Origin of the sequence: Dietzia sp. B19 (genome assembly GCF_014145155.1) — a bacterium.
GTDB lineage: Bacteria > Actinomycetota > Actinomycetes > Mycobacteriales > Mycobacteriaceae > Dietzia > Dietzia natronolimnaea.
Map to the genome: position 1 here is coordinate 1 of NZ_JAALED010000473.1, position 2,057 is coordinate 2,057.

At 71.1% G+C, this 2,057-nt stretch carries 1 protein-coding gene; it reads right to left on the reverse strand.

Going from position 1 to position 2,057, the window contains the following annotated elements:
• Positions 1-61 precede the first annotated feature (61 nt).
• Positions 62-1,639, reverse strand: a complete 1,578-nt coding sequence (locus G6020_RS13165) for a DUF4389 domain-containing protein (RefSeq protein WP_241732708.1) — start codon at positions 1,637-1,639, stop codon at positions 62-64.
• Between the last annotated feature and the right edge of the window lie 418 nt (positions 1,640-2,057).

Consider the following 2,057-nt stretch of genomic DNA (forward strand, 5'->3'; position numbering starts at 1 on the left):
GGCTCGCCGATCTCCTCGCCCGCATGGTGACGGGCCACCGCGACGGCGGGGACGGGACGGACTAGACGGTGGGCCCCTCCGACCCGTGACCGACCGGCCCCTCCGGACCCTGGCCGACCGGGGTCTCCGGACCGTGACCCGCCGGGACCTCCGGCCCGTGACCGACCGGCTCCTCCGGCCCCTGGTCCAGGCGGAACGGAGGGTACTCGTCGCGCAGGAGCAGGACGTACGAACCGACCCGGTACACCCAGCGGTTCAGACCCACGATCAGGTCAAAGAGCCCGGGCAGGTAGCGGCCGGTGAACAGCAACCCGATCGCGGCGATCAGCACGAGCAGGCCCACCAGCGAGATGTTCCACTCGGCGCCCCCGTACTCCGAGGCGCTGGTCAGAGCCGCCCCGCCGCCGGTGAGGATGCCCACGATGAGCAGGTGCGGGATCACGAGCAGCCACCACTTGACCAACACCAGGCCGCGCGAGAGCCGCTCGGGGTAGGCCACGTCCAACTCGGCCGGGTAGTCGGCGGGCGCCAGCGAGAAGGGCGGGTACCGGTCCGTGCCGAGCACGGAGTAGGCGTAGAACCCCACACGCCAGTTCCACCGCAGCACCCCGACGCTGTACATGAACCACGACCGCGGATAGCGACCGGTGAACAGCACGACCAGGCCCGCGGCGATGGTGGTGACCACCAGCGCGAACCACAGCAGCGCGATGACGATGTAGTGCGGGATCGCCAGCAGCCACTTGATCAGCCACATCGCGCGCGAGACCTGCGGGTCCGGGAGCCCGGTCAGACGCAGCGGATCGGGACCCGCGCCCACGGCGGGGACGCCCGCACCGGGCCCGCGGTCGATGTCGCGCCCGAGACCGGCGGTTCCCAGCAGGATCAGCGGCAGCCCCAGCACCAGCGCCACGATCCCGGTGACCAGAACCCCGGGATTGGCGAGCCCGAACAGCTCGGTGTGCGCGCCCACCTGCACGTCGACCCACACCGGGCGGGTGCCGTCGGCGTTCATCACCACGACCACCCAGTCGCCGGACTGCAGGTCGACGGTGATCGTCTGCTGCTCGCCGCCCGTCGCGGACTGGGCCCAGAAGTCCTGGTCGGTCGGCGGTTCGGGGGTGCGGGTGCCGGGCACCTCGTCGAGCGCGGTGTCGGGGTCGGACCCCGTGCCCCATGTGTACGGGGTGTCGACGGTGTACCCGGTGTCCCACGGGTCGTCGCCGAACACCGCGTGGGGGACGTCGTTGAGATAGGCCGAGACATCGGACGCATCGGCGATGCCGATGAACACGTCCTGATCGGGGACCACCGGGGTCGCGCGGAGCTGGATACTGATCAGGTCGTCGAGACCGAACGTGCCGACGGTGGCGCCCTCGTCGACGTGGACCGTGAGGGGCGCGGTCGTGATGGCGTGGCCGACGGTCTGGAGTCGATCGGTGTCCGTGTAGGCGTAGCGACCGTCGCGCTGGGAGGCCTCGGCCACCATGAGAGCCGCGCCGGTGGCGGTCATCCCGAGGCCGAACACGGCCAGCAGGACCCCCGCGACGAGCATGACCCAGTTCACCGGGCGGGTTCGGGGAGAGTGGTGGACCGAGGTGGAGGACGGCCCGGACGGGGTGTCATGTGGAGTTGCCATGATGAGTCCTTGTGCAGTGGGGTGCGGATCCACCAGGGACGGCGCATCCGCCTACATGAGGTGACGTTACTCTTATACGGGCAGTGTGACGTCCGTTTACTCGGGTCTCCAGCCCCGGCTCCAACCCCACCATCGGCCCCCTTCACCCCGGGTCGCCCGCGGCCCCGGACCCGGCCCCGGACGCGGTGGTGATCCCCGCCCGGCGACATCGCCGCGATCTGCGCCTTCGGCCTGACATACCGACCGGTACAGCGGCCGTGGCGGCGCCGCATCGAATCGCGGACCGATGCGCTCGTCCCGGGCGCGGGCGAGGAGGCCTCACACATCCCTCGGGATGACATCGCGGCGATCAGGCAGGCCCCGCTCGTGTCGACCGCGAGAACAGAGGGACAGCGGTGCGGGTCGCGGCGCGCGGGTC

Bases quoted from the DNA above. Each gene is read 5' to 3' on its own strand.
- G6020_RS13165 (WP_241732708.1), bottom strand. From the start codon at position 1,639: ATGGCAACTCCACATGACACCCCGTCCGGGCCGTCCTCCACCTCGGTC.